This window comes from Methylobacterium sp. E-065 (assembly GCF_022829605.1).
Lineage (GTDB): Bacteria > Pseudomonadota > Alphaproteobacteria > Rhizobiales > Beijerinckiaceae > Methylobacterium.
Genome location: NZ_JAKSYD010000007.1, coordinates 12,700 through 33,708, shown reverse-complemented (window position 1 = coordinate 33,708; position 21,009 = coordinate 12,700). Strand labels below are relative to the sequence as shown.

27 protein-coding genes are annotated in these 21,009 nt (G+C 63.0%); 21 read left to right on the top strand and 6 right to left on the bottom strand.

Features of this window, described 5'->3' with window-relative positions:
- Positions 1 to 310: hypothetical protein (locus MKK84_RS00370; protein ID WP_243916058.1), on the top strand; the 310-nt coding region annotated here is incomplete at its 5' end.
- Positions 311 to 331: 21 nt separating this feature from the next.
- On the opposite strand, the gene MKK84_RS00365 is transcribed toward MKK84_RS00370, so the two are convergent.
- On the bottom strand, positions 332 to 592 hold the full coding sequence (locus tag MKK84_RS00365; protein ID WP_243916057.1) for a hypothetical protein: 261 nt from the start codon (positions 590 to 592) through the stop codon (positions 332 to 334).
- Between the two features lie 510 nt (positions 593 to 1,102).
- On the opposite strand from MKK84_RS00365, the gene MKK84_RS00360 reads away from it, so the two are divergent.
- The 9 genes from MKK84_RS00360 to MKK84_RS00320 all read left to right on the top strand — a co-directional run bounded on the left by MKK84_RS00360 (position 1,103) and on the right by MKK84_RS00320 (position 8,121).
- Positions 1,103 to 1,747 carry a hypothetical protein gene (locus MKK84_RS00360; RefSeq protein WP_243916056.1) on the top strand — a complete coding sequence of 215 codons (645 nt, stop codon included), beginning with the start codon at positions 1,103 to 1,105 and terminating at the stop codon, positions 1,745 to 1,747.
- Positions 1,748 to 1,929: 182 nt separating this feature from the next.
- On the top strand, positions 1,930 to 2,229 hold the full coding sequence (locus tag MKK84_RS00355) for a transcriptional regulator (RefSeq protein WP_243916055.1): 300 nt from the start codon (positions 1,930 to 1,932) through the stop codon (positions 2,227 to 2,229).
- A 94-nt stretch (positions 2,230 to 2,323) separates the two neighbouring features.
- Positions 2,324 to 2,929, top strand: coding sequence for a potassium channel family protein (locus MKK84_RS00350; protein ID WP_243916054.1), 606 nt, complete (start codon positions 2,324 to 2,326; stop codon positions 2,927 to 2,929).
- A 414-nt stretch (positions 2,930 to 3,343) separates the two neighbouring features.
- Positions 3,344 to 5,065: a ParB/RepB/Spo0J family partition protein gene (locus tag MKK84_RS00345; RefSeq protein WP_243916053.1), complete on the top strand. Its 1,722-nt coding sequence runs from the start codon at positions 3,344 to 3,346 to the stop codon at positions 5,063 to 5,065.
- A gap of 261 nt (positions 5,066 to 5,326) precedes the next feature.
- A complete protein-coding gene (locus tag MKK84_RS00340; protein WP_243916052.1) occupies positions 5,327 to 6,121 on the top strand; it encodes a hypothetical protein in 795 nt (264 codons plus the stop codon).
- Between the two features lie 84 nt (positions 6,122 to 6,205).
- Positions 6,206 to 6,856, top strand: coding sequence for a GNAT family N-acetyltransferase (locus MKK84_RS00335; RefSeq protein ID WP_243916051.1), 651 nt, complete (start codon positions 6,206 to 6,208; stop codon positions 6,854 to 6,856).
- A complete protein-coding gene (locus MKK84_RS00330; RefSeq protein ID WP_243916050.1) occupies positions 6,853 to 7,143 on the top strand; it encodes a hypothetical protein in 291 nt (96 codons plus the stop codon). Before MKK84_RS00335 ends, MKK84_RS00330 begins: the two co-directional genes overlap by 4 nt.
- 361 nt (positions 7,144 to 7,504) lie before the next feature.
- Positions 7,505 to 7,720 carry a hypothetical protein gene (locus MKK84_RS00325; protein ID WP_243916049.1) on the top strand — a complete coding sequence of 72 codons (216 nt, stop codon included), beginning with the start codon at positions 7,505 to 7,507 and terminating at the stop codon, positions 7,718 to 7,720.
- Positions 7,717 to 8,121 carry a DUF2958 domain-containing protein gene (locus tag MKK84_RS00320; RefSeq protein WP_243916048.1) on the top strand — a complete coding sequence of 135 codons (405 nt, stop codon included), beginning with the start codon at positions 7,717 to 7,719 and terminating at the stop codon, positions 8,119 to 8,121. Before MKK84_RS00325 ends, MKK84_RS00320 begins: the two co-directional genes overlap by 4 nt.
- Positions 8,122 to 8,252: 131 nt before the next feature.
- On the opposite strand, the gene MKK84_RS00315 is transcribed toward MKK84_RS00320, so the two are convergent.
- The 3 genes from MKK84_RS00315 to MKK84_RS00305 are packed head-to-tail and all read right to left on the bottom strand — an operon-like array spanning position 8,253 to position 11,532.
- The gene (locus tag MKK84_RS00315) at positions 8,253 to 8,690 is read right to left on the bottom strand and encodes a hypothetical protein (RefSeq protein ID WP_243916047.1); all 438 of its coding nucleotides are present in this window, start codon (positions 8,688 to 8,690) and stop codon (positions 8,253 to 8,255) included.
- A 54-nt stretch (positions 8,691 to 8,744) separates the two neighbouring features.
- Positions 8,745 to 9,083: a hypothetical protein gene (locus MKK84_RS00310; RefSeq protein ID WP_243916046.1), complete on the bottom strand. Its 339-nt coding sequence runs from the start codon at positions 9,081 to 9,083 to the stop codon at positions 8,745 to 8,747.
- The gene (locus MKK84_RS00305) at positions 9,046 to 11,532 is read right to left on the bottom strand and encodes a type IV secretory system conjugative DNA transfer family protein (protein ID WP_243916045.1); all 2,487 of its coding nucleotides are present in this window, start codon (positions 11,530 to 11,532) and stop codon (positions 9,046 to 9,048) included. Before MKK84_RS00305 ends, MKK84_RS00310 begins: the two co-directional genes overlap by 38 nt.
- A 160-nt stretch (positions 11,533 to 11,692) precedes the next feature.
- Between MKK84_RS00305 and MKK84_RS00300 the strand changes: the two genes are divergently transcribed.
- The 3 genes from MKK84_RS00300 to MKK84_RS00290 all read left to right on the top strand — a co-directional run bounded on the left by MKK84_RS00300 (position 11,693) and on the right by MKK84_RS00290 (position 14,211).
- Entirely contained in the window at positions 11,693 to 12,169 is a 477-nt protein-coding gene (locus MKK84_RS00300) for a hypothetical protein (RefSeq protein ID WP_243916044.1), read from the top strand.
- A gap of 355 nt (positions 12,170 to 12,524) precedes the next feature.
- A complete protein-coding gene (locus MKK84_RS00295; RefSeq protein WP_243916043.1) occupies positions 12,525 to 12,887 on the top strand; it encodes a MobC family plasmid mobilization relaxosome protein in 363 nt (120 codons plus the stop codon).
- Positions 12,850 to 14,211 carry a relaxase/mobilization nuclease domain-containing protein gene (locus MKK84_RS00290; protein ID WP_243916042.1) on the top strand — a complete coding sequence of 454 codons (1,362 nt, stop codon included), beginning with the start codon at positions 12,850 to 12,852 and terminating at the stop codon, positions 14,209 to 14,211. Before MKK84_RS00295 ends, MKK84_RS00290 begins: the two co-directional genes overlap by 38 nt.
- Here the strand turns inward: MKK84_RS00290 and MKK84_RS00285 are convergent.
- Positions 14,208 to 14,663 (bottom strand): hypothetical protein, encoded by a 456-nt coding sequence (locus tag MKK84_RS00285; RefSeq protein WP_243916041.1) that lies wholly within the window; start codon positions 14,661 to 14,663, stop codon positions 14,208 to 14,210. The two genes, MKK84_RS00290 and MKK84_RS00285, sit on opposite strands and share 4 nt — an antisense overlap.
- Positions 14,664 to 14,715: 52 nt before the next feature.
- On the opposite strand from MKK84_RS00285, the gene MKK84_RS00280 reads away from it, so the two are divergent.
- On the top strand, positions 14,716 to 15,114 hold the full coding sequence (locus MKK84_RS00280; RefSeq protein ID WP_243916040.1) for a hypothetical protein: 399 nt from the start codon (positions 14,716 to 14,718) through the stop codon (positions 15,112 to 15,114).
- Here the strand turns inward: MKK84_RS00280 and MKK84_RS00275 are convergent.
- A complete protein-coding gene (locus MKK84_RS00275; protein ID WP_243916039.1) occupies positions 15,111 to 15,623 on the bottom strand; it encodes a hypothetical protein in 513 nt (170 codons plus the stop codon). The genes MKK84_RS00280 and MKK84_RS00275 overlap by 4 nt on opposite strands.
- A 276-nt stretch (positions 15,624 to 15,899) precedes the next feature.
- Here MKK84_RS00275 and MKK84_RS00270 point away from each other — a divergent pair, with 276 nt between their 5' ends.
- The 7 genes from MKK84_RS00270 (at position 15,900) to MKK84_RS00240 (ending at position 20,722) form a co-directional block, all read left to right on the top strand.
- Entirely contained in the window at positions 15,900 to 16,592 is a 693-nt protein-coding gene (locus MKK84_RS00270; protein WP_243916038.1) for a ParA family protein, read from the top strand.
- The gene (locus tag MKK84_RS00265) at positions 16,592 to 17,014 is read left to right on the top strand and encodes a stability/partitioning determinant (RefSeq protein WP_243916037.1); all 423 of its coding nucleotides are present in this window, start codon (positions 16,592 to 16,594) and stop codon (positions 17,012 to 17,014) included. Before MKK84_RS00270 ends, MKK84_RS00265 begins: the two co-directional genes overlap by 1 nt.
- Before the next feature lie 141 nt (positions 17,015 to 17,155).
- On the top strand, positions 17,156 to 18,103 hold the full coding sequence (locus tag MKK84_RS00260) for a replication initiation protein (RefSeq protein WP_243916036.1): 948 nt from the start codon (positions 17,156 to 17,158) through the stop codon (positions 18,101 to 18,103).
- 802 nt (positions 18,104 to 18,905) lie between these two features.
- On the top strand, positions 18,906 to 19,238 hold the full coding sequence (locus MKK84_RS00255) for a HigA family addiction module antitoxin (RefSeq protein ID WP_243916035.1): 333 nt from the start codon (positions 18,906 to 18,908) through the stop codon (positions 19,236 to 19,238).
- Positions 19,235 to 19,441, top strand: coding sequence for a hypothetical protein (locus tag MKK84_RS00250; RefSeq protein ID WP_243916034.1), 207 nt, complete (start codon positions 19,235 to 19,237; stop codon positions 19,439 to 19,441). Before MKK84_RS00255 ends, MKK84_RS00250 begins: the two co-directional genes overlap by 4 nt.
- A 210-nt stretch (positions 19,442 to 19,651) precedes the next feature.
- Positions 19,652 to 19,978, top strand: coding sequence for a hypothetical protein (locus MKK84_RS00245; RefSeq protein ID WP_243916033.1), 327 nt, complete (start codon positions 19,652 to 19,654; stop codon positions 19,976 to 19,978).
- A gap of 12 nt (positions 19,979 to 19,990) precedes the next feature.
- Positions 19,991 to 20,722: a metallophosphoesterase gene (locus MKK84_RS00240; RefSeq protein ID WP_243916032.1), complete on the top strand. Its 732-nt coding sequence runs from the start codon at positions 19,991 to 19,993 to the stop codon at positions 20,720 to 20,722.
- Positions 20,723 to 21,009: the final 287 nt, after the last annotated feature.

Sequence of the window (21,009 nt, the reverse complement as noted above, 5' to 3'; positions counted from 1 at the left end):
GGCATGCTTTCGGGTGGCAAGCTTTGACGAGCGGGCCGCCGTAGAGGCCGCCGTGCGCATCGCTCAGGCCCGGCAGCAGGGACGACGCAAGGGCGGGAACCCTGACGCCAGCAAGGCCAAGATCAAATTTGATCGACAGATTGCAGCGATCGGCGCCGTCGAAGGCGCTACTGTCATGTATTCCGATGATGCCGACGTGCGGAGCTATGCCATCGAGGCTGGAATGGAAGCCTATAGCCTTGCTGATCTGCCCTTACCGCCAGAGGACCCGCAGACTGCGATGATCCTTGAGCCGCCAGACGGTAAGTAAATACACGTTTGGTACACCGTTCTAGTGCAGCCTAACTTTGCTGCTTTTCCCGAGCAGTTGATCGACATAGGCGACCGTGGCCCGGCCGCCGGCATCGTTCCGGCGCAGCATGACCGCCCGGATGGCCCGCACCTGGTCGGCCTGCTTCACGAACGCGGCTTCCAGCCCCGCCAGCATGGTCTGCATGAAGGCGCGTTGCGCCGCCGCCATATCCGAACCGTCCAGCCTGAGGCGCAGATCGGCCGCCGTGTGCAGCATTTTCTCCAGGGTGGTTTCGTCCATCGGCCTGTTCCCCTCACCTGATTTTTAGGCCTGAATTTAGGGTGCGTCAGCACCCCTGCCACGTGGCGAACGCGGGGGGCAGAGCGTCATGGGGCGGCCGCAGGCCGGGACCGGAGCCACGCGCAGCGATAGCGAGCATGGCGAGGACCAACCCCCTTGATGCGTCGTTGGGGGCAGCGCCCCCAGCCTTACCGCCTGAATGGACAGACGCCTTCCTGCCTTCCTATGGCGTCGGCAGTGGCGCCGGACCGAGGCGGGCAACGCCCGCCCCGGTGACGCGAACGCGGTTGCTGTCCTGTCAGGGATTGGCTGTGTTCACCGAACGGAGGCGCGTCGTCTGCCGATCGGGATGGATGGCGGTCACGGCCGGCCCGGCCGGATCAGTGATGCCGCGGCAACATGCAGGCGGCGTTGCATGGATCGTTAGGGGATTGGACCCGTTTATGAATTCCCCTCGCGCGCGCGAGGGCGTACACCTCGCGGCGGGCGCGCTCTACGGCAGGGCAGGCAATGGCGAGCTGGACAGCATTCCAGTCGGTGATCCAGCTGGCGATCGCGCTCAACTGCGCTTTCGCCACGCTTGCTCCGTTCCTGGGCTCGGCACCAGAGCGGGACCGCCTCCTGGCGGCCGACTACGCGCAGCAGCTGGACAATTACGAAACGGCCCTGGATGCCGGCCTCGCCGGCGATGATAATGCGTCCCGACTGCTCGGCGAGATCATCGCGGTGCAGTCCTGTCTGGACGGGATAAAGCAATCTTCCGGCACGACGGATATCAGGATCGCCAGCTTCCTGAACGGCAGCATTCGCCTCGTCTGCCTCGCGTCCGCGGCGATATCCCTCGGATGCCTGTTCTTCAGCTCGTACGCCGCATCCACGGACGATCTGCCCGTCCTGGGGCACGTCTTCATGTACCTGCAATACGCGCCTTTCGTTGCCGGCGTCACGTGGATCATGTGGCTGTCGCGCGCGCATCTGGCCAACAGAAGCCGCCTGTCCAGGCTCGTCGTCCGCATAAGGGCGATCGAGAATAAAATCGCACACTATAAAAATTTCAAGAGGGAGCGTTTGGCGGTCGATGGGAGATCTCAACACATGCCCGGAATGTCTGGAGCCTTACAGGAGGCTCAGGCGAGTCGTCCGGGCCAGCACTGATATTACTGCCGATCTTGAGAATGCTGGAATGGACTATTCAACAAGTGGTTTGGGAGATTTATTCGTTGTGTTAAGCTGCGGCAAATCGACGAAGCATTCGCATGTGAATGTCAGCGGAACGTGTACGGTAGATAGGATGAGCCGGGTCGTTCACTCATGGAACTGTTAAGCAGGAATACCAAATGATCTCCGATACTCAGCCTGACGACGTGCTTCCGGCACATCCGGGCGACCTGATGAAATCCTGGTTCATGGACGGCAAGAAATTGTCCGCCGAATATGTCGCGATGGAAGCGCACCTCCCTGTCCGCACCATAGAAGGCATCATCGAGGGCAAAGTCGATATCGACCGGGATACGGCGACCGCGCTCAGCAAGGTGTTCGGAAAATCGGCCGAGACGTTGTTCCGCCTCCAGGCAGAATACAATCATTTCCTGCGCTTCAAGAAAATACCTTCCTTCGACGAGCTGCCGCGGCTGTAGACTCATTTTGCCAGGCGATTTTCGCGGTAATAGATATCGTATGGATCGTACGCGCCTCATGCGATGGGCGGGTTGGGCGCTTTGCCCGAGCCGAATGGCCGCCAAGGCCCGTATCGATCAGGGCCAGATAGCCTCCGCACGCTCGCTGAGGGCATGGAATTTCGCCTTCCAGGCCATAACGGCCGAAATCTGCTGTTTCAGCGTGGCTGTTCGGCTCCTGGGCTGGACCTTTCCCGGATATCTCTACGTCATCGCCGGGATCTATGCCTTCGGACGCATCAACGAGCTCGTATACGCGTTCTATCGCGACGCGCTCGACAGGCTGGAAGGTAAGGCGCCCCGCATCAAGCTGGAGAAATCGGAGCGGATCACGCTCCTCGGGATCGGCTATATCGAAACGATCGTGCAGTTCGGCCTGGTTCATCTGGCAGCACAGGCATTGTCGCTGCATCGTGCCTATAGCCATCCGCTACGGGATGCGTTCGACGCCATTTATTTCAGCGCCATGACAATCACGACGACAGGGTTCGGCGATTTCTACCCGGATAGCCTGCTGCCGCGTCTGGTGACCATGTACGAAGCGGTAATCGGCATCGTTTTTCTGGCCCTGGCGCTTGGGTCCTACCTGTCTTTCACCGTCAAACCCGAGAATGGCGACAGTGGCAAGGCGGATGACGATACCGGTGGTGCGTCGCCCTGACCGGGCCGCGCTCTACTCGGCTGCGCCTCCCGGAACCCGAAGGCGGTTTCCGCCATACGGTGACGATCGCTGACGCGAGCAAGGAAGAGCCCCCTGGCCTGTGGCCAGCCCGCCGCTCCCAAAGATGACTTCGTCGTCCGCTCCCCCCACGGCCTTCCGGCCCCCACTGAGAACCGGCTGTGCCGGCAGTCTTCATGATCGCATCCGCGATCGGCAAGAGGGGCTGACCGCCCCCGCCATCAAGGACTGGACGCGAGCGCGTCGGCCGGGGTGTCCCCGGATTTCGCAAGGGCTGCAATCCGGGTGATCCCCCTCCCCGGCCGCCGGTCCTCTGACGGCTTCCCCCCGCTCATTGGCGCTTGGCCTAGCAGGGTTGCATGCGCAACCCTTTTAGCAACCAAGAAAGAAAAGACCATGACCAACCATGCTTTACGTGAAATATCCCTTGTGAAACTGACGCAGTGGAGCGGCAACGTCCGTAAAACCGCTGTAGAGACGGGCATCGATGAACTGGCGGCATCTATCGCCGCGCACGGCCTGATTAATCCCCTGACCATCTGTTCGGCCCCCAAGGGCAAATTCGTCGTCGTGGCGGGGCAGCGGCGGTTGCTGGCTTTGAAGAAGCTGGCGAAGGACGGCACGATCCCGAAAACCCATCCGGTCGCCTGCACCATGCGGGACGATGACACGGACCCGGCTGAATTGTCGCTTGCGGAGAATGTCGTGCGGGTGGCGATGCATCCCGCCGATCAGTTCACGGCATGGAGCGGCCTGATCGAGAACGGCGCGACCGTGGACGAGGTGGCGGCGCGGTTCGGGGTGGCGGCATCGACGGTGCGGAAGCGCATGGCCCTTGCCCGCGTCAGCCCCCGCATCTTTGCCCTGTACCGGGAGGGGGAGATCGAGCTTGAAGCCTTGCAGGCTTTCACAATCAGCGACGACCACGAGCGGCAGGACGCGGTGTTCGATGGCATGGCGGGATGGCAGCGGAACGATCCCCGCGCCATCCGTCAGGCACTGACCGAGGGCGAAGTCCCAAGCAGCGACCGGCGGGCGCGGTTCGTCGGCATCGAGGCTTACGAGGCGGCGGGCGGCACGGTGCGGCGCGACCTGTTCGATGCGAGGGAAGGCGGGTTTTTGCAGGACGTTGCCCTGCTGGACCGTTTGACGGTCGAGAAGCTGCACGAGGTGGCCGCCGAGGTGAAGGCGGAAGGCTGGCTATGGACCGAAGCGCGTCTGTCGTTCGACTGGACCGACCGGCAGGAATTTGACGAGGCCGAGGCTGAATTTGCTCCAGAAGGGGATGGCGACGAGGACGACGACTCCGCCCTGTCATGGTCGCATGAGGCGAAGGCCATCGCCGGAGCCGTGGTCTGTCTGTCCTATAGCGGCGAAGCCGTGATCGAGCGCGGGTTGATCCGTCCCGGCGAGATCGAGCCGGAGGCCGACGAAGGCAACGGAGCGACCGGGAATGACGACGAGGACGCGGACGCCATCAGCGGCCCCGCTGCCCTGCCCGCCTCACTGATCGAGGAATTGACGGCGCAGCGGACGGCTTCGTTGCGGATCGAACTGGCCCGCTGCCCGGAGACGGCCCTTGCCCTTGTCGTGCATACCTTGGCGGCGGACGTTTTCTACAACCAGCCCAAGGGCATCCTGAAAGCGTGGATCACGCAGCGCAGCCTTCGCACGGCGATGAAGGACCATGACGCGGCCCTTGCCGTCATGGCTTTGAACGACGAGCGCGACCGCATAGGCGACCTGCTGCCGGGCGACCGTGCCGGTTTGTGGGACTGGTGCATGAATGCCAGCCAGACGCAGTTGCTGGACGTGCTGGCTGTGGCAACGGCGCACGGGCTGGATGCCGTCGAGAGCAAGAACGACCAGAACCGTTTTGGGACGGCAGAGGGCGCGACCCTGTCCGGCACGCTCAAGCTGGACATGGCGCAATGGTATCGCCCGACCGCAGCCGGATATTTTGGGCGGATCGGCAAGGCCGCGATCATGGCCGACCTTGAGGCGATGCGGAATGCGCCCCCTGCCCCGTCATGGGCCAAGCTGAAAAAGGGCGAGCTGGCCGCACTGGCCGAGCGCGAGGCGGAAGCGCACGGATGGATGCCGCCGTTGCTGCGCTGATCGCCACAGGAAAGAGAAGCCGGGAAAGGAGGGGCCGCAAGGCCCCTTTTTCTTGTCCGCCAGACGGCAGGATGGAAGGGGCAGCGTTGGCCTGACGGACGCCGGGATGCGAGGATGCGGTCTGGCAGATGTCGGATTATGATGACTTTGCAGGCTTTGTGAGGTTAGCCCGGCCCGGGCCTTTTTCCCACGCATCGATAAAGGTCGTCGCGATCTTCATTCTATCGAGCAACGAACGATGAGTCTGGTCGGGATACGATAATGGCGGTGACATTCCCCGGGCGGTCAAAAGATATTCGTCCTGACGTTATTCCGGATGTGCCGAGCAGCGTTCGAACCAACCCGTACATTCTGGTCGTTGCCATCATCAGCGAATTAAACCAGCTCGAAACAGATGTGCTTGAAGGCTATCTACGCATCCTGGATGAAGAGCAGATCGCAGAAATATGCGGTCGGCCAAAAGCCGATATCGAAAAACTGAGATTGCGTGTTCAGCTGAAACTTGCAGTGCGGCGCAGTGAGATAAGGCGCACGCTCGCGCAACTTGATCCTGTTTTACTTGATAGCATAGAGATATTTTTGCTAAATAGCGGAATGGAAATCTCCCTCATATTTAATAAATACATCAGTATTCTTTCCGAGGAAGAAAAGTACGCGCTTGAAGCAACCTTTAAAGATGGGACGCTGAGGGCGTTTTTGAACGCAAAGAATAACACTCTGCCATCGTCGCCACCCAATGGCGAAACATATGATTCCCGGCCAGATAAGAAAGAAAATGCGCCGGCATTCATAAGGCGGGTTTACAGCCAATGGCTGACGGGCGGATTTACTAGGGCGGATTTGCGAAATATTGATCCATCCGCTGCTATAGCCCTCAATAATTACGAGAGCCACAGAGGCCAGAAATTGGGGCTCGACGAGCTGAACCTGCCGACGAAGAAGCAGCGGAACGACGAAATCCTCTCCAGCCCTCCCGGGAAGGACGATGTGAGCTGGCGCGAGGCCGATCGCATAAAGGCAGCGGCACGGCGGCGCGGCATGTCATTAAAAAAGTAGCTGACGTTATGATTGACAGATCCCGGCCATCTGGCATCTTGCCGGTAGCCGCTATCGCCGGCTGGCGAGCTCCGAGGTTCTGCCATGAGTGTCGACCGAATGCCTGTCCTGCAGGCAAGGACACATGTCGTCTATCCGGATCGATCAGATAAAACGCAGTTTTATCAAGACCGGGCGAAATTCATATTCATCAATATCAGTGAAGCGAAGGATACGGCAAAAGCTTACCTCGATCTCAAAGATCGGGTTATGCCTCGTGACGGCTGGGCCTTGCTGAATTTTACGAAGGCCGATCTGCTGGCCAGCCAAGCATGGATCGGCCTTCTCATGGTCGAGGACGGTCTCGGGGCTGCCACGGCCGCGGCAGGCATGCACATCGTCCGCCAGGGTGACGGCACCGCCCGGCTGCAAGGCGTCGTGACCGACCCCGCTTTTCGTCAGCGGGGGTTCTGCAGCACCCTTCTCAACGCCGTACTGGATCGTCTGCATAAAGGGTTGAGGATTGAAACCGTCGACCTCGTTGTCCGGATAATGGCCGACGGAAGCATCAACGAACGGGCCTTCAACGTTTTTTACGAGGCAGGTTTCCGACCCGTCGAGGATATGCGGATCGCCTGGTCGGGAATGGCTTGCGACCAGCATCTTCAGGCCAGCCTCGATGCGCGGGGGACGCATTACCGCGCTCGCAAGATGACCTTACGCCTGGCCGGTGCGGCATCAGGAGATCGGACATGACCCATGCAATCCTGATCGAGCTGCTGTCCTACCTGGCTGGCGCCATTATCTGCGCCTCGGCCCTTCCTCGTATCGTGGGCTTATTGCGCGAGCCCCGCAGGGCCGCTCATGAGTCGATCCTGCGCAACGCCGCCCTCGTGACCGGCAATGCCCTTTGGGTGTTCATCGGCATGAGCAGCGGCAATCAAGCGCTTGCCCTGATGTGCTGCGTCGGCGCCTGCCTCAATGGCGTGGTGCTGTGGCTGGCTGTTCATGCGCCGCGGAACGGGAATAGCGTTTCGTCATAGGGCATTGCTGTGGGCGAATGCCCCGGGACCTGGCTGTATCCGGGGCGCCTCAACATCGTTTGACGGTGACAGCGAGAGTGCATTTCCGTCCGGATGCGCCGGACAGCCGAGGGCGATTTCTTCCTGCCGCGGGCCAGCCCCGTTCTCATTACCGGCCATGCCCATCCTGCCGCACGCGGCGGGCCTTCGTCACAAACCCAAGCCCTGCGGGTGACGCCAGGGTGTCCCCGGCCTTCGCAAGGGCTGCCAGGCCGGGCGATCCCCCTCCCCGTCGTCAGGCCTGCGCCGGTCCCGCCGATGCGGCTCCTTCGGATGACATGGCCGGCAATGAAGCCGGCCCGCTCAAGAAGGAAGAAAACGCATGACCGACACTGACGCAACCAAGGGCCGGAAACCCGACCTGACCGCCTACTTCGTCGCCGATCGAGAGGGAGCGCCGTGGATAGCGATCGGGGCCGCCTGGACCCATCAGGACGGCGAGGGCAGCAGCCTCAAGCTGGATCTGATCCCGAACGCGCCCGGCCGGATCGTCCTGCGCAAGCCGAAAGCGGCCGAAGCCGAAGGAGGCGCGCAATGATCCTCCTCACCAAGCCACAGCAGGAAAAGCTGCTGGCCAATGGCACCGCCACCGCCGCCGCACTCGCGGCGGGGCGGGAGCCGCCGGACCACAAGCCCGTGGTCAAGCTGTTCACCCCGGACGCGGCCGCGACCTGGCTGCTCACCGAGATCGACCCCGACGAACCGGATATCGCGTTCGGCCTGTGCGACCTCGGCATGCAGTGCGCGGAACTCGGCAGTGTCAGCCTCGCCGAACTGCGCGCCCTGCGCGGCCGGCTCGGGCTCCCCGTCGAACGGGACCGTCATTTCGAGGCGACCCACCCGCTATCGGTCTACGCTCGCGCCGGGATTGAGCATGGCGCCATCGTCACCGACCCGCGACGGCTGGACCAGGCGGCCGCGGCTGAAGAAGTCGGCTGATGCCGCAGCAAAAGGCCCGGCACCGCGCCGGGCCTTTTGCCATGGCCGACAGGATGCGGGGGCGCACGCGCCTGCTCATGACGCGCCCCAGGGCATGCGCCCTGCCCCGCGGTCCCTCCGCTGCCTCCGGGTCAATCCGTACCGTTCCAGATGTCGAGGAGCCGGCGCGTGACGGCCGCCGCGTTCTCAGCGTCGCCATCGCGCCGTGCCAGATCGAGATCGGAGACGCCATCGAGCAGCGGCAGGATCATCGACGGCCGGATGCGCGGATGGCCGGTCACGTCCCCGTCGAGGAAGCGGCCGACCGCCTCCCGTGCCAAGTCGCCCGCTGCGTCGAGGATGCACAGCGCGGACCTTGCCGCGTTGGCCGTCCCGTCCGAGGCCGGCACGTCGAACGGTCCCCGTTCCAGCATGGCCCGCAATTCGTCGCCGTCCTGCTGTTCCATCATCTGAACCGCCACGTTCAGGACGGAGGCCGTGAAGGCAGCGGGCTCCTGGTCGCGTTCCGCCGCCAGCCGTTCAAGGCGCGAGCGCAGATGGTCGGGGATTGCGAGCGTGTCCGGCATCATGGCGAGGCCTCCTATGCAGCGTCGGTTCCGCCTAGGGCTGCATCCTGGCACGCTTCAGAAGGGAATGTCGTCGTCGAGGTCATTTGGACCCGGCGGCTTACGCGTGGCAGGCGGCAGCGGCAGTTCCGGCCATTGGGCGAGGAAAGCTGCCGGCGCGTCGTTCAGGGCGGCAGCCAAGGCCGTATTGAGATAACCCTGTATGTGAAGCTCGGCGTCTCCCGTCGGGTCGGCCGTGTGGAAGTTCGCCCAGTAGCGGCACAGCTCGTACGCCCGCCGATCCACCTGGACGGTGACGAACAGCGTTTCGCCGTTGCTGGATGTCCGCGTGCCGGTTCGCCGGGGCGATGCGAGGCGCTTATTCCGCGGCTTTGGGCGAGGCGGGCTTTCGGCCACGGGGTTTTCCCTTCCTCTTCGGTCGTTGCAGCACGTCGGCAGGCTTTAGAGGGTCGAACTCGAACGCTTCCGCCTCAGGCCACCGGAGCGTCAAATCATCGGCCGGTGGCGCTGACGAGGGCGCTGATTGCGGGAACGGGGGCGATGACGGCGCCGTCGTAGGATGATCCGTTGCGGACCAGGATGGAGCCGACCATACCGGACGTGCGGCCGCGGGTTCGGTTTCAGCCGTAGCGCGCGGGGCAGGCCCTGTTGCAGCTGCGGACGCCATGCCCGCCGCCATTGAACAGGGTTTCGCGGACGGGGTTTGGGCCATCGGCTTCTCGGTGTCTGGCGAAACGGAGGCCCCGCCGTTCGCGGCTTTAGCCGCTTCCTCCCGTCGCCATGCCTCGATCCGCCGTTGACGATCGCGCCTTTCCTCGAAACGCGGATCGACCCATGGCCGTCCAGCCCGTTTATGGGTGTATCCCTGCCAGCCGTAATAGGCGTCTTCAGCGGCTTTGAGGGGCTGTTTCCAAGCCTTGTAGATCGCCCGGCAGAACAGCCAGAACCGGATGCGCAGCGGCTTGCGCCGGCCGGCCTCGTAGGGATCGGGCTGATATTGCCAGGGATAGAAGGCGCGGTCGTAGGCGCCGCGGCGTACCAGGGCCTGCCCGCCGCCCTCGTAGAAGACGATCGCTCGGCCGCTGTCGCGGCTGCTCTCGCGTGCCAGCTCCGCCGATGTGCGGAACCAGGTCGCGCCCTGCGGCACCCATTCGTGGCCCGTGTTGCTCCGGACCTTGCGCCATGAGATGTGATGACCGAGCCGTTCCGAGAAATAGCGGGCCGTGGTCTGGTCGTTCATAGCGAACACCTGGACCTGCCCCGCGTTGGCGACGAAGGTTTCCCAGTTGTCGCCATAGGGTTTGAGCTGGCTCAAATTCTGGATGATCGGCCAGAGCTTCACGCCCATGCCGGACAGCTGCGCCGCGGCCGCCTCGACCACGTGCAGCGGGCCGAGCGCCGGAAACTCGTCGAGGATGAACAGCATCGGGTGCTTGCCGCGCACCCCCCTGCCCGCCGCCTTAAGGGCGAGCGTGATGAACAGGCGGAGGAAGCGCGCATGCGTGGTCAGGTACTCGGGCGGGATCACCAGATAGAGGGTTGCGTCCTGATGCTTCAGGCTCTGCAGCTCGAAATCCGAAGCCGACAGCGTCTGCCGCATCGCCACGCTATCCAGCCATTCCATATGGACCGCGAGCGTCGTCATGATGTCGCCGCCGGCGCCGCTGCTCGCCCGCAGAAACTCTTTCCACCCGATCTCGACGAGACCGGCGACGCCCTTGTGCAGCGCCATGTCGTTCATGCTGCGGCCGTTGGTTTCGGAGATGATCTCGCGCACCGTCCCGAGATGCCGTTCTTCCGGTTTCAGCTTTTCCCAGCTGAGGACGTGAGCGATGACGCCCGCGACCACCTTGCGCGAGGCGTTGTCCCAGAAGGGGTTGCTGTGCGGCGACGGCACGATCAGCGCGTCCGCCAGATTGTTGATCTGCTCGACGACGTCGTTCTCCGTCAGGTCGATCGCGGTCAGCGGGTTGAACCGCTTCACCGCGTAATCGACGGGATCGAGGCGGAGCCGGTCGAGGACGCCGAACGGGTCGAGGATATGGATCGTCTGGCCCATCGCCTGCCGCGCGAGTGCGGTGACGGCCGTATTCTGGCCTTTGGGGTCGATGACCAGGCACGGCCCCGGCCAGGTCAGCAGGTTGGGGATGATGCAGGCCCGGCCTTTGCCGCTGCGGTTGGTGGCGACCGTCAGCATGTGCCGGTCATCGGGCCGCCCCAGCAGACGACCGGGTTCGTACAGGGACTCTCCGAGGATGACGTTGCCCCGCCTCCAGGGCATCCGCCATTCGTCAAGCAGGCCGTCGAATACGGTAGAGCCGCCGACGCCTGTCTTGACGGCCCGCCATAGGCGGCGCAGCGGCAGGGTGCCGTAGGCCAGCAGGCGCTTCTCGATGCCGAGCAGCCAGAAAGACAGCACGACCGGCAACGGGAACAGAATGATCCGTATCCAGGCGCTCGCAAGGTCGCCGGAAAACCGTGCATTGCCGTGACCGGGAATGAAGGCGTGAAACGGATCGGCCGCCATCGCAGCGAAGAAGGCCAACGGCATGCCCAGCTCTTCGAACTGCCCGATCACGAACAGCGCGGTCGGCAGCATCAGGGCGAGAAAGGCGATCTTCCCGATCGTCCACCGTACGAGCGACGTGCTCCATAATCCGCCGCCCCGCAGGACCAGCCCGGCCGCGAGCGTCGTCATCAAAGCGGAGACGCCGAAGAAGCTGGCGGCGAACAGGATCAGCGGGCTCAGCAGCGGGTGCCCCCACCAGCCGAAGACCTCCATCAGCGGCACGCCAAGATACGTCGCGACGGTCCCGGCGACGATGAAGGCCAGCAATGTTCCCATGGTCGGACCCCCATAGACGGGCGACCCGGCCAAGCTACACGGCGCGAATAGATGGGGATAGATACAACCTTCCAGTAAACGGAGGGCGGGGGTTGCATGATAACGTTGCAAAACAGCCAATCGAACGATCCGGAACCCCAACGGTGAACGCCCCGACCGCATGAAATTCAGTCTCAGCCAGGCAGCGAAGGTCGCCAAGAAATCCAAGGGCACCGTCTCGCGCGATATCCAAAGCGGTAAGCTGTCCGCCACAAGGCTCGAAAGCGGCGGATACGAGATCGACGCCTCGGAGCTGTTTCGCGTCTATCCCCCGGCGCAGTCCGCAACCGGCTCGGAACCCCCGTCGACTGCCGATCGGCAACCCGCGGCGTTCTCGGGAGAGCTGGCGGCCGAAGTGCTCCGGCTGCGTGAGATGCTGGCATTGATGAAAGACGCGACCGAGCGGGAACGTCGGCAATGGTCCGACCAGGTCGATGATCTCCGGCAGCGCCTGGACCGGGAGGGCAGCGAGCGCCGCGAGCTGATGCAACGTCTCCTGACTTACCAGTCGCCGCCCCCTGCTCCGCCGGATGCCCCAGGACCGACCGTGTCCGAACGCCGTCGTCTGTGGTCGATCTTCACCCGCAAAACCGGATGATCCTCTAACCCATGTATCGGTCTCGCGCGGATACTCGTTGATGGCGGGAGACGCGTGACGGTTTCAGATGCCGGTTTATCCTGTGCTGCTCAGCTTGGCAGATAGGTTTTCGGAGAGGCCCGGAGGGGGGTTGCATATAGGGGTTTCGCAGCGGGTCCGGGTCAGTTCAAGGGCGGGGTTGCATAGGGTTATGGAAAACTTAACGCGGCTGAGCTATTCTGAACGGAGCAGAAGGGTAGCCAGATGTGTTTTTGTTACACAAAAACTCTGGCCAAGGAGAGGGGAAGACCCCCCTCTTGGAACTCCCCCGCCGCGCGGTCTTACGATCCTGCGGCAAGGACGGAAACGGTGCGACATGGCCCGGCCAAAGAAGGCGTTCGACGAGGTTCGCGGCACACCCCTCGGGGTGCGCCTGACCGTCGCCGAACGGGCCGAGCTGGATGCGACCGCCGAACTGTACGGGCTGACCGCGGCCGAGTTCATGCGGCGGCGGTCGCTCGGCTATCGCCTGCCGCCGACCCAAGCTGCGGCGCGAAGCGAGGCCGTGATCGCCACCGCGCTGATGCGGCTCGGCGTCAATCTCAACCAGGTCGCCAAGCACCTCAACGCCGGCCGACCCGTCAAACTGCCTGTCATCGAGGATCTGGCGAGGCGCATCAACGCCGCCCTGGACCGCCTCTATGACGCCCGTCGAGACGAAAACCGGCCGCAGCTTTAAGGGGGCGGCCGCCTACTATCTCCACGACAAGCTGGAGGACGGCCAGTCCGTGAATGCCGGCACGGCCCGCATCGCCTGGACCGAAAATCTTAACCTGGCGACGACCGATCCCGAACGCGGGTGGCGGATGATGACCCATACCGCGATCGCGCAGGCCCAGCTCAAAGCGGCCGCCGGTGTGAAGGCGACGGGACGCAAACTGACCGCCCCCGTCTACGCCTACTCTCTCGCCTGGCACCCAGAGGAGAAGCCGGACCGCGCCGAGCAGCTGAAGGCCGCGAAGGAAACGCTGAAAAGCCTCGGGCTCGACGCGCACCAGGCGATCGTCATCAGCCACAACGACACCCCCCACCCGCATGTGCATGTGCTGGTGAACCGGGTGAACCCGGAGACCGGCGTCGCGGCCCCCCTGAAAAACTCCCGGCTGAAGCTGTCGGAATGGGCGCTGCATTACGAGCGCGCCCAGGGCCTTATCCGCAGCCCGCAGCGCGAGGCGAACCACGAACGCCGGGCGCAGGGACAGGCGGTCGAGGCCGGCCGGGTGGAGCGGTCTGCCTATGAGGCGGGCCTGAAGACGTCCAACGACAATCTGGGCGCCGAGTTCGTCAAGACCGACCAGAAGCAGAAAGACGCCCAGCTCTATGCCATCGGCCGGCAGATGGAGGCGAGCCACGGCCGGCAGCGCGACGAGCTGAACCGGACCTATGGCCGGATGCAGGAACGGATCGACGCCTCGGCTCTGCAGCGAAAGACGGGGCGGGCGGCTGAGATCCAGGACTTCGCGCGGGTCCGCTGGCGGCACCTCTTCGAGCGCCAGCAGAAGGAGCGCGATACGTTTTTAGAGGCGGAGCGCGGCTTCCTGTCGAAGCTGTGGAGCATGGCGTTCGTTTATCAGACCGCCCGGCAGATGGACCCGAAGGCGGACGCCCTCACCATTTTCTACAGCTTGATCTCATCACGGCAGCGCCATGAGATCGTCGGCAAGGCGCAGCTGAAGGAGCGCAAGGAGATGGCCCGGCAGATCGTCCGGGAAATCGCGGCCGCTCATAAGAAGATCGATGTCGAGGCCGGCCGCGACCGCACCAAGCTGCGCGCCGAATTTCTCGCCAGGAGTGAACAACTGACGGTCACGCACCAGAAGCAGAAAGCGGAACTGCAGACTGCATGGCGTGCCCGTAACGCCGAGCGTATCGTCGCCTATGGCCCGCTCAGACAGCGAACGCAGGCGCGCAGGCAGGGACATGCAAACCGGGCCGGACGGACCATCCGCGATGATACCCGCCCTCGCCGCCCGCCCCGGTCCGGTGGACCTGGACCGGGCTAGGCGGGATTGCCATCGGGACGCCCCGCCTCGGCACTCGCTTCCCCGGCAGCCATCGCTTCGAGCATGGCCCGGATTTTCTCTTTGTCCTTGTCCGGCATCGGCACCAGGCAGAGAGGGTCCATAGGCTCGTCGTTTTCCGCAGGACGGGCTGCCGTTATGCGGTCGAGCGCGCGATTATAGACCCTAACGCGCTCTTTGAGATTGTCCTCGGCCGGAGACAGGCAGGAAAGCCCAGCCCAAAGGTCGCCCTCATTGGGTTTCTTTGCGTAAGGATCGCCGGGGCTGTATTTAAACAGGGCATCCATCAACGCGCGGGCAACCGACGTGGGGACGATCTCCTGCTCGCGAAAATGCTCAAGCACGCCTTCCATGTAATCGCTTGCGTACTGCGCCTTGGCGACATCAAACCCGTTATCGTTGATGGCCGCTATTTCTTTGTCTTTTTTTGTCATGCATAAAGCGTAGCTCGAATGCGTCCGATCCCGCAAACTTTGCAGGTCTCGCATGAGCGACGATGCGCCGGAACTGATTGCCCGCTTCAATCAGGCCTCGGGCCTGCAATTCTACCGCGAATACCGCACAGCTGAGGCCCAGGATAAAGCGCTCGATACGTTTCGCCGGCTCGACGACGCCATGACGAACGCGCGTTTCTATCTCGCTACGTCCATTCACAAGAACCAGGACAGGCCGGGCCGGGCATACGAACCCACGACCCCAGGGTTGGGCGGCGAGGCCCGCGCCGCGCGGCAAGGGCAGCAGCAGAACAACATCAGGAAAGCCCACGACCGCTACGAAAACAGGGTCAAGGCGATCCAACGGGCCGGACAAACCGTTCTGAACGGGATCAAGCAAAATCAGGTGCAGCGGCAGGGCCTGACCGCGGAATTCCGGCGTAACCGTTAATCGTAGTCACCGGGCTTGCGGCGGCGGGCAGGGGTCTGACGAAGTTGAGCCTGCTCCTCGGCGATACGTCGGTCGCGGATGGCCTCGTTTTTCAGCTGCTCCTCGGATGGCGCGTTCGTTCCGACATGCTTGGCGCAGGCCCCTTGCGACATCGGCGTAGGTGCACAGGTGCAATAGATCGTTCCGGCGGATGACAGGTCGAGGGTGCCCTCATCATCCTGGAACAGCCAGGTTGTCGGGATGGCGTCGGGGGCGTCTTCCAGGCGGCCGACCGTTACGTGCTGCGTCCGTCCGTCCTCGTCCGGTCGTTCGATCAGCACCTCATCCGGCGCAAGCTCGAAATGGCTGTGCGCCAGGTGTATGGCGAAGCGACCCAGCTTCCCGTGGCGCGCAAGGACTGCCCGGATCTCCGCAAGGCAGGCCATGTCGTCCTTATCGACCGGATATGCTTCGTCCAAAGCCGGCAGGACGGACCATTGGAGAGGTCGGATCACCAGTTCAGGCGTCATGGCTGCGACTCCGGTCGACGAACCTGCATATGATAGCGGCTTGTCAGCTGGAAGCCGACTGCTTGCTTATTGCTCACGGACAGCTAACTAACTGTGATCAGACTGCTAGCAGTTAGTGCTTCTCGCTGTTAGCAGACAGTGAGCAGTTGACTAACTGATAGCAGTTAGTGATCTGCTACATGCATGTTAGCTGTTGACTGACTGTTAGCAGTTACGGCAGCATGGTCGAAAGCGCATCACGCGCACGAGCTTCAACCCTTTGTCCAAGGGGCCACCATGCCAACCATCGTCTTTGCCAGCCCGAAGGGTGGCGCGGGCAAATCAACGTCCGCCGTCATCCTCGCCACCGAACTCGCGGGGAAGGGCGCCTCCGTCACGATCATCGACGCCGACCCGAACAAGCCGGTATCGCGTTGGGCTAAGCGGCCCGGCGCGCCGACGACGCTCAATGTCATCGCCGACGTGACCGAGGACAGCGTCATCGACCAGATCGAGGAGTCGGCCCGCAAGACAGCCTTTGTGATCGTCGATCTGGAAGGCACGGCCTCTGCCATGGTGGCTTACGCCATGAGCCGTGCCGACCTGGTCATCATCCCGACGCAGGGCAGCCAGCTCGACGCGGCCGAGGCTGTGAAAGCGGTCAAGCTGGTGCGCACGCAGGAGAAGGCGTTTAGGCGTATCATCCCGGCGGCGATCCTGTTCACCCGCACGAGTGCCGCGATCCGGCCGCGCACCCTGCAGGCGATCGAAACCGAGTTCATGGAAGGCGGGGTGAGGGTGCTCGGCACGCAGATGCACGAGCGCGACGCCTTCCGCGCCATCTTCGCCTTCGGCGGCTCGCTGTCGGATCTCGACCCTGCCCAGGTCAGCAACATCCAGGCGGCACGGAACAACGCGCTCGCCTTCACCGGCGAAGTGCTGGCGATCCTGAAGCCGTCCGCAGCCGCAAGCCAGGCGAAGGTGGCGTGATGAACAAGCCCCGCGCCAGCATCTTCGACGGCGATGCGGACGACATCGACGTGTCCGCCTTCGCTCCCAAAACCGCGTCCGATCCGGCCGCGCCGCCGGCGGAGGAGGTAAGGGCCATTGCCGAGGCGGCGAACTTCCCGAGCCGCGAGGTGGTGAAACGCCCGCCCGTGGCGCCTGCCGCCATGGCTGCGCCCGCACCCGTACCCGTGCAGACCCCGCCGGCGAAGCGCGAACCGCGCCGCCACCGCACGGGCAGGACCGCGCAGTTCAACGCCCGCACGACGCCGGAGACGGTCGAGGCCTTTTACGCGATCGCCGATCAGCAGGGGTGGCTTGTCGGTGAAACGGTCGAACATGCGCTCGCGGCCTTGCAGCGTGAGCTGAAGGAGCAGGGCAGGGGGGCCAAGCCCGCATCGTCCTGAAAGCCTTGCTGGCCGCGGATACTATGAGGTTTTCGGGGAAGAGGCGCGCCCGATCCGCAACGGCTTCAAGCGTTTGATGCAAGGACGGTTTTTCACCGTCATACCGCCCCGAACCCCCGCAAATATGAGGTTTTCGGGGATGTGTATGAAACTGCGTCCTGTAAAGTTTTCATTTTTAGCGGCGACGGCGGTGATGTACGATCCCCTATGGCCGAACAGAAGACAGCGCAGCTCCTGACCCTGGATCTGACGCCCCGCAACCGCGAGGCGATCAAGCCGGCGGAGCTGATCCAGATCACCGGCCATCACCTCCTGACGCTGAACGCCCGCCGCGCCATCACCATCCTTTGGTACAATGCGCACCGCCAGGGCATTCAGGAGGGCAGGGACTACACGGTCGAGATCGACGACCTCAAGCCGGACAGTCACAAGGGCTATGAGATGGTCGAGGAGGCCGTCGAGGCCTTGATGCGCACCATTCTCAACGTGAAGACGCCGACCGGACGGACACGGGTCCAGTTCCTCGGCGGCAACGACATGGACGACCCCGAGCGGCCCGCCGGCGTCCTGACCTACAGTTTCGACAAGCGGCTCATCAAGATGCTGGCGAAGTCCACCATCTGGGGCAAGATCGCCCTGCCGGTCCTGATGGCCTTCACTTCGAAATACGCCGTCAGCCTCTATGAGAACGTCGCGCAGCTGGTGAATTTGGAGCGGAAATCGCACCATGTTTACACGCTCGACGAGTTCCGCGACCTCCTCGGTGTCCAGCCCGGCCGCTACCGCACGTTCGGCGAACTGAACAAGCATGTCATCAAGCCGGCCGTGGACGAGATCAACGCGCTCGCCGCCTTCAGCTTGAGCGTGGTGCCGAGCAAGCAGGGCAAGAAGGTCACGGAAGTCGCGGTCGGCTGGTGGCAGAAAGACCCCGACGCCCTGAAGGAGGCCTTTCAGGAGGTGCATCGCACCAAGCTCGGCCGCCGCGCCCGGATCAGCGGTATCACCGAAACGGTGTCGCCGGCGCAGCCTTCCATAGGCCGCATGATGCGCCAGGACCGCAAGCGGCTGAGGCCCCCGAAAACCTCATAGTTGGTGCGTGCCGGTGCCTATGAAATCAGGCACTTGCAGGCGCCGGAGGGGCTTCCCCGAAAACCTCATAGTTGGAGGGGGAGCCTGTGGATAAGTTAACGGAGATTTACCATACCATCCCCGGAAACCTCATAATAACGCCCCGAATTCCTCATAGTACGCCCCGAATCTCTCATAGTAAGAGGGTGTTTTTCCCCGAATTCCTCACAGGAGTCCCCGGAAACCTCATAATTAAAGTTACAAGCCATTGATCCAGCTGTTTGATCCGGCCCGGAATCTTAGAATCTTTTGAATCATTGAAAGAAGAAGAAGCGGATAACCGGGCGTCCCGCTGATCGCGGACAGGCTCTAGAGTCATGCCGACCCCGGCACTTCGTCGCCGCCCATACGGGTGACGATCCTTGACGCAGAAGAGACGGCCCTGACGGGCCGTAAGCGGACGGGCTTACGCCCGCCTCAATGAAAGGACCGCTAACGCGGTCAGAGAATCGGAATCGGGCTGCGCCCGATACTTTTATGATTGCCCGATGCACCAATCGTAGCACGACGGACGGGCCGTCAACGGCTTCGCCGTCCTCCGCTAACGCTGCGGCCCCTGGCGGGGTGACTGGTCCGTCCTTACGTGCTGCATCATAATTGTTCGGGACGAAGGCATGTTCTTCTTCGCCTCCGGCTTGGGATCAAACAAAGGCATAAGAAAGAAAGGGGCTCAGCAGGAGAAGTGTTGCGGTGAGTGTTCGGCGTTGCTTTACACGACACCGAACCCCCTGCTAAACTCTTTAGAATCTCGATAGGCCGGATTATGGACGACGAAATCTACACAATGAAGAATCCTGCCCATCCCGGCAGTTTTATACGAACGGAAATCATCGGGGCGCACAGGCTTTCCGTCACCGAGGGCGCCGAAATTCTTGGCGTGACCAGGCCGACCCTCTCCCAGCTGCTGAACGAGCGCGTGTCCCTGTCGGCCGACATGGCCCTGCGGATCGAAAAAGCGTTCGGCGTGAAGATGGACACGTTGATGCGGATGCAGAACGCGTTCGACATCGCCCAGGCGCGCGGCCGCGAGGATCAAATCAAGGTCGCCCGCTACGTCCCGCAGCCCAAACCCGACCAGTTGCCGGGTCTGTCGTGACCGTCATCCATGCGGATTTCCGGCCGTGGACGGCCATCATCACGAAGCGGAAGACCTACCTCCTGCCGCCCGACGCTACAGGGATTCCGGTCGAGGATCGGTTACCGGACGTGCCGGACTGCATGAAGGGCATGAAGTTCTGGCAGACCGAGGACGGGGAAGTGCTGGCGCGCGGCGCGCCTATGCGGTCCGTTGTGGATTGACCGCCTACCCCGGATTTTTTTCGCGCCTGTAGGCTCTTTCTGTTTTCGGGTCGCTCCGACCCCTGAAAAATCTCGCGCCCCTGTACGGGCTTTAAATCGCATTTGCGGGCCATTTCCGCCCCGACTGGATAGATGCCTTTCAGCGCATCGGCATGGTGCCGCCGTGCCTATCCGGTCTAACCTTCTCAAATTCCGGCTGGGGAGACGCCTATGCCCTTCGAGTTGGCCTGGAACATCGAGCCTGACGAGCGCGGCGTGATCGACGGGCGCGAGCTGGCAAGAGAGCTGATCGCTGCTGCCTACCGGGCGCTTGTTCCTTATGTCGATGCCTGCCCTGCCTGCGCCGATAACCTGTTTGGCGTGATAGCCAACAAGGCCATCGATGACGTGCAGCGTGACGGATATGCCGGCGCGGGCCTGTATGTCGTCCCGCATCCGGCGCAACTATCCCAGGCCGATGCCGAGGCGGCGCATTTGCAGTCGTCCAGGGAGACGACGCACGCCATGCTCGAAGGCATCGATTATCACTGGCACTGAATTCCTCCTGCCATGCGCTACCGGCTTGTCTCTGACGTTCATTCGGAATTCTGGCCGGAAAACCCCTACAAGGCAGGGAAGCATATCGACCGGCTGTTGCCGCCCATGCCTGACGACCGGGACACCGTCCTGCTGCTCGCCGGCGACACCGGTTCATACCGCCGCCGCAACATCTACCGGGCCGTGATCGACCGCCTGTGCGACCGCTTCAATGCCGTGGTCGACATTCCCGGCAACCATTACGGCTATGGCGGGGAGTGGGACGACGAGACTGCCCCGGCCGTGCGGGACAATTATCGCTTCGGGCCGGCCTTCCAAGCGTTCGGCGTGACCGCCTGCACCCTCTGGACCGACTTCGACGGCGGCAATCCGGAGATCGAGCGGGAATGCCAAGAGGGGATGAACGATTTCCGCCGTGTGCGCGGCCTGACCGTCGAGGGCGTAAAGGCCCGCCATGCTGAGCAGGTGCGGTTCCTGACCGAGCGCATCGAGGCGGGCGGAATCGTCATGACCCACTTTGCGCCGTCCCGCCGATCGCTCCCTGAAGCGGAGGAGGGGGATGCCTTGAGCCACTACTACGCGACCGACCTGGAACGCCTGATCCTGGACCGCCGCCCCAGCCTGTGGGTTCATGGCCATATCCATGCCAGGTCCGACTATCGCCTGGGCGCTACCCGCATCCTCTGCAATCCGGCCGGATATGACGGCCGCGACCACGATCCGCACCTGACGTTCGAGGCGTAGCCCCGCCTGCCTTCAGTTCAGCATCGTGACGACTTCCAAAACGGTTTCGCCGTCCCGCACCAGGGCGACGCCGCGACGGCCGCAGCGAGCTCGCCAACTTTCGAAAGGGCTGTTGAAGGCAACCAGGTCATCGCCCGGCCGCATCGCCGCCTTGAGCCGTTCCCACTGACCATTGACGCCCCCGAAGGGCTTGGCGAGGTCTGGGACGGATGGGACGCCGGGATTTTCCGCCTCGGCCTGTTCGACCGAAATTATGCGCCTCTCCATGATCCCCCCTGCGCCATCAC